Origin of the sequence: Methyloceanibacter marginalis (assembly GCF_001723295.1) — a bacterium.
GTDB classification, from domain to species: Bacteria; Pseudomonadota; Alphaproteobacteria; order Rhizobiales; family Methyloligellaceae; genus Methyloceanibacter; species Methyloceanibacter marginalis.
This window is the reverse complement of sequence record NZ_LPWD01000276.1, coordinates 1-4,468: the sequence shown is the minus strand read 5'-3', so window position 1 is coordinate 4,468 and position 4,468 is coordinate 1. Positions and strand designations below refer to the sequence as shown.

Annotated in this window: 6 protein-coding genes; 5 read left to right on the top strand and 1 reads right to left on the bottom strand. The window is 63.6% G+C overall.

Annotation, left to right across the window (positions count from 1 at the left end):
• The 5 genes from AUC71_RS10595 to AUC71_RS10575 form a co-directional block, all read left to right on the top strand.
• On the top strand, nt 1–221 hold a 221-nt coding region (locus tag AUC71_RS10595), incomplete at its 5' end, for a Rid family hydrolase (RefSeq protein WP_244500904.1).
• A 14-nt stretch (nt 222–235) separates the two neighbouring features.
• Nucleotides 236–547: a chorismate mutase gene (locus AUC71_RS10590; protein WP_069624239.1), complete on the top strand. Its 312-nt coding sequence runs from the start codon at nt 236–238 to the stop codon at nt 545–547.
• Between the two features lie 9 nt (nt 548–556).
• Nucleotides 557–2,029, top strand: a complete 1,473-nt coding sequence (gene gatB, locus AUC71_RS10585) for an Asp-tRNA(Asn)/Glu-tRNA(Gln) amidotransferase subunit GatB (protein ID WP_069624238.1) — start codon at nt 557–559, stop codon at nt 2,027–2,029.
• Between the two features lie 22 nt (nt 2,030–2,051).
• Nucleotides 2,052–3,026: a quinone oxidoreductase family protein gene (locus AUC71_RS10580; protein WP_069624237.1), complete on the top strand. Its 975-nt coding sequence runs from the start codon at nt 2,052–2,054 to the stop codon at nt 3,024–3,026.
• A 314-nt stretch (nt 3,027–3,340) separates the two neighbouring features.
• Complete coding sequence (locus AUC71_RS10575; protein WP_083238276.1) at nt 3,341–3,616, top strand: SEL1-like repeat protein; 276 nt, start codon at nt 3,341–3,343, stop codon at nt 3,614–3,616.
• Between the two features lie 29 nt (nt 3,617–3,645).
• Here AUC71_RS10575 and AUC71_RS10570 read toward each other — a convergent pair whose 3' ends face one another.
• A complete protein-coding gene (locus AUC71_RS10570; protein ID WP_141701608.1) occupies nt 3,646–4,062 on the bottom strand; it encodes a hypothetical protein in 417 nt (138 codons plus the stop codon).
• Between the last annotated feature and the right edge of the window lie 406 nt (nt 4,063–4,468).

The following is a 4,468-nucleotide window of genomic DNA, read 5'->3' as shown; positions in this document are numbered from 1 at the left end:
CCGAAGCTCTCGCCAAAGCCGGCGCGAGCTTCAAGGACGTAGTGCGCACCCGCGTCTACCTGGTCGACATGGCGCATTTCGAAGCCGTAAGCCGGGTCCACGGCGAAGTCTTCGGCGATATTCGTCCCGCCAACACCGCGCTTCAGGTCACCGGCTTCGTCAGCCCCGACTGGCTGGTCGAGATCGAGGCGGATGCCGTGGTGGCCGAGGCCTCAAAATAGCGAGAGACTGAACGATGGCGACGCGCGCAGCACAGAAATGCCAGTCCATGGAAGAGGTGCGGATCGAGATCGACCGCATCGATCAAGCTTTGGTGGATCTCATTTGCGAGCGCTTCGCCTATGTGGACCGGGCTTGGCAGCTCAAGAAGTCGCCGGCCGATGCGCGGGTGCCCTGGCGCATCCAGCAGGTGATCGACAAGGTCAAGGCCCGGGCGGCCGAAAACGATTTGCCGCCGGAGTTGGTCGAGGCTCTTTGGCGTCAAATGATCGGCTGGTTCATCCAGTATGAAGAGGAGAAGCTCCGCACGACGGAGCCGAAGGAGTAGCGGCGGCCCATGGACGCCAAGACCGAAAAATCGAACCTGATCGAAGGCGCCACCGGCGAGTGGGAGGTGGTAATCGGCATGGAGGTCCATGCCCAGGTCACCTCAAACGCCAAGCTGTTCTCCGGCGCCTCGACGGCGTTCGGCGGCGATCCCAATTCGCATGTGAGCCTGGTCGACGCGGCCATGCCCGGCATGCTGCCCGTCATCAATGAGTTTTGCGTGGCGCAAGCCGTGCGCACGGGGCTTGGGCTGAAGGCAGCGATCAATCTCTATTCGGTGTTCGACCGGAAGAACTATTTCTATCCCGATCTGCCGCAGGGCTATCAGATCAGCCAGTACAAGAACCCGATCGTGGGCGAGGGCGAGGTCATCGTCGATCTCCTCTCCGGCGAGCGTGTCGTTGTCGGCATCGAGCGCCTGCATCTGGAGCAGGACGCGGGCAAGAGCCTGCACGACCAGCATCCGCAGAATTCCTATGTGGACCTCAACCGCTCCGGCGTGGCGCTGATGGAGATCGTGTCGAAGCCGGATCTGCGCTCGTCCGAACAGGCACGCGCCTATGTGTCGAAGCTCCGCACGATCCTGCGCTATCTCGGCACCTGCGACGGCAACATGGAAGAAGGATCGCTACGCGCCGACGTGAACGTCTCGGTGCGGCGTCCGGGGGACGCGTTCGGCACACGCTGCGAGATCAAGAACGTCAATTCGATCCGCTTCATCGGCCAGTCGATCGAATATGAAGCGCGCCGGCAGATCGAGATCCTCGAGACGGGCGGCGAGATCATTCAAGAGACGCGGCTGTTCGACGCCAAGACCGGCGAGACGCGGTCCATGCGCTCCAAGGAAGAGGCGCACGACTATCGTTATTTCCCCGATCCGGATTTGCTCCCGCTCGAGCTGACGCAGAATTATGTGGACGGGCTGGCCGCGGACTTGCCCGAGCTGCCGGATGAGAAGCGCGCGCGATTCATCGCCGACTATGGACTCACGCCTTACGATGCCGACGTGCTCGTGGCGGAGCGTGAGAGCGTCGATTATTTCGAGGCGGTCGCGGCGGGGCGCGACGCCAAGCAGGCGGCGAATTGGGTGATCAACGAGCTGTTCGGCCGTCTCAACAAGGAAGGTCTCAACATCCTCGACAGCCCGATCTCCGCGGATCAGCTCGGCGGGATCGTCGATCTCATCAAGGCAGGCACCATCTCCGGCAAGATCGCCAAGGACGTGTTCGATATCGTGTGGACCGAAGGCGGAGACCCCGCCGAGATCGTCGAGGCGCGCGGGCTGAAGCAGGTCACCGATGTGGGGCGCATCGAGAAGACGGTTGATGAGATCATCGCCGCGAACCCGGAGAAGCTCGCACAGGCGAAAGAGAAGCCGGCGCTGATCGGCTGGTTCGTCGGTCAGGTGATGAAGGCGACCGGCGGCAAGGCCAGCCCCCAGGCCGTCAACGAATTGCTCAAGTCGAAGCTCGGGTTGGAGTAAGCGCGTCTTGCGCGGTCCCGGCATGACCAAAGCCATCCGCGTTCATGAGTACGGCGGTCCCGAAGTCCTCAAATGGGAAGAGGCCGAGGTCGGCGCGCCGGGGCCCGGCCAAATCCGCATCAAGCAGACGGCGATCGGCCTCAACTTCATCGATGTGTACGGACGCACCGGGCTCTATCCGCAGGACACGCTGCCGTTCGTTCCCGGCATGGAAGGCGCTGGCGTGGTCACGGTGGTGGGCGAGGGCGTGCGCGATCTGAAGGTCGGGCGCCGCGTGGCCTATGCGGGCCCGATGGGCGCCTACGCCGAGGAGCGCCTGATCGCGGCCGACCGCGTGGTGCGCATTCCCGACGGCGTGGACGACGAGACGGCGGCCGCAATCATGCTGAAAGGCATGACGGCCCAATATCTCCTGCGCCGGACCTACAAGGTCGGTCCGGAGACGACGCTGCTGTTTCATGCGGCGGCGGGCGGCGTCGGCATGATCGCCTGCCAATGGGCGGCCTCGCTCGGCGCCACGGTGATCGGCACGGTCGGCTCGTCCGGCAAGGCGCTGATCGCGCGCTCACATGGCTGCACCCATGTGATTAACTACCGGGAGGAAGACGTGGTCGCCAAGGTGAAGGACTACACCAAGGGCGAGGGCGTCGACGTGGTCTACGATTCCATCGGCAAGGACACGTTTCCGATGTCGCTCGACTGCCTGAAGCGGCGCGGCATGTGGGTCAGCTTCGGCCAGGCGTCGGGGCCGGTGCGGAGTTTCCGGATCAATCTTCTGGCGCAGAAGGGCTCGCTGTTCACCACGCGGCCCGCGCTCGGCGACTACATCGCCACGCGGAAAGAGCTGGTCTCCACCGCGAACGATCTGTTCGGCGTCATCGCCAAGGGCAAGGTCAGGATCGCCGTCAATCAGACCTATGCGCTCAGCGACGCCGAACGCGCCCATCGCGAGCTGGAAGGACGGCTCACCACGGGATCGACGCTGCTCATTCCGTAGGCCGCGCGAAGCTTTTTCTTTTGCCAAGTTCCGCCGTGGTTATCGGCGTGTGACCGTGAATGGTCAAAGAAGTCTTGCAAAACGCCGGTCTTAATCTTTGACCCGCGCAACGCGCGCACAAACGCGTGCAATGTAAACCTAAGTTACCGCGCATTTTATCTTTCCTGATTTCGCGTTCACCACGACGATTCAGACGTTGTTGAAAGTGCTGGCCGATGATCTCCCCAGGTTTGAAGTGAACGACACGCGCCGAACCTTGCGAGGGAAAAAGCAGGTTCGTTGCGGTTCAACGAGGGACAACAGGGGGACGTATTATGGCTCGACTGGATATGGCGACGGGGGTTACGGGCTACATGGAGCTGGCGGCGCAAACAGGCGCGCCCGACGCTCTGTTCGAACTGGGGATGCTTTACGCCACCGGCCGCGACGTGGATGCGGATCTCGTGACCGCGCATAAATGGTTCAACCTCGCCGCGGCGCGGGGCAATGCTTCGGCGCTGACCTATCGCGTGGAGCTCGCCCAGGAGATGACCACCGATCAGATCGCCGAGGCGCAGCGCCAGGCGCGCGAGTGGATCCAGACCCACTAAGGTCGAATTGCAGTTTTCAATTTTGAGATCTAGGGGAGGGGGCGCTGGGCGATGAGCCTGGCGCCCTCACTCGTTTCCGCTGCAATCGCGGAACAGAGAGAGCATGCAGTCATAGCTCTTGCGCGCGAAGCCGCGCGTGTCCGCGGCTTCCGTTGGCGCGGGCGCGGCCGCTTCCTGGGCCGGCGGTGCCGGAGCGGCGGGCGGGCGACTTCGGTCTCCGAGCCGCCAATCCCGATCGCCGAACCGGCATTGCGCAAGCCCTTGCGTGAGGCATCGACCGCGCGGCCGCCCAGCTCGAACAGAGATTTAGGCTCTTCGCCCTTCGGTTCCTCGAAGGTCTGCCGGTTGCGCTCGACCTTCCGGGTCAGGTCTTTCACGCGCGGGTCGGAGGTGAGGCCCGAGGGCAGGGCGGGTCCGTCATAGGTGTAGGCCTTCACCAGCCCCACGCAGTCGCTCGTGGCCTTCTCGGCCGAGCAGGAGGCGTGGTTGCCTTCCTTGGTCGGTGCGGATCACGCAATAGAGCTTGAGCGCATCGCTCCGGCTTGGCGCCGTCGCCCGTCACCCGGCAGCGATAGGTCTCGTCCCGGCCCCTTGCAGTGGACGCAGTAGTCGGCGGCCTCGGCGGCGGACGCAAAGAGGCCGAGCGCGGCAGCGCCTAGCGCCGCGGACCAAGCACGCCCGAATGGATGCGCCAACCCATAGCGTTTCGCCATCCCCTTGGCTGGTTCGTCCCAGCCTATCATATTGGAGGCAGGGACAATACCGGGCCCAAAGAGGCTGAAATAGGTCAGGCGTGTTGACCGCCTTCGAGCGGAACAGTAAGGCTTGCGCCAACGGAGACGTGGCCGAGAG

Coding starts and splice junctions, on each gene's coding strand:
- AUC71_RS10590 (WP_069624239.1), top strand. CDS start 236: ATGGCGACGCGCGCAGCACAGAAATGCCAGTCCATGGAAGAGGTGCGG.
- gatB (WP_069624238.1), top strand. CDS start 557: ATGGACGCCAAGACCGAAAAATCGAACCTGATCGAAGGCGCCACCGGC.
- AUC71_RS10580 (WP_069624237.1), top strand. CDS start 2,052: ATGACCAAAGCCATCCGCGTTCATGAGTACGGCGGTCCCGAAGTCCTC.
- AUC71_RS10575 (WP_083238276.1), top strand. CDS start 3,341: ATGGCTCGACTGGATATGGCGACGGGGGTTACGGGCTACATGGAGCTG.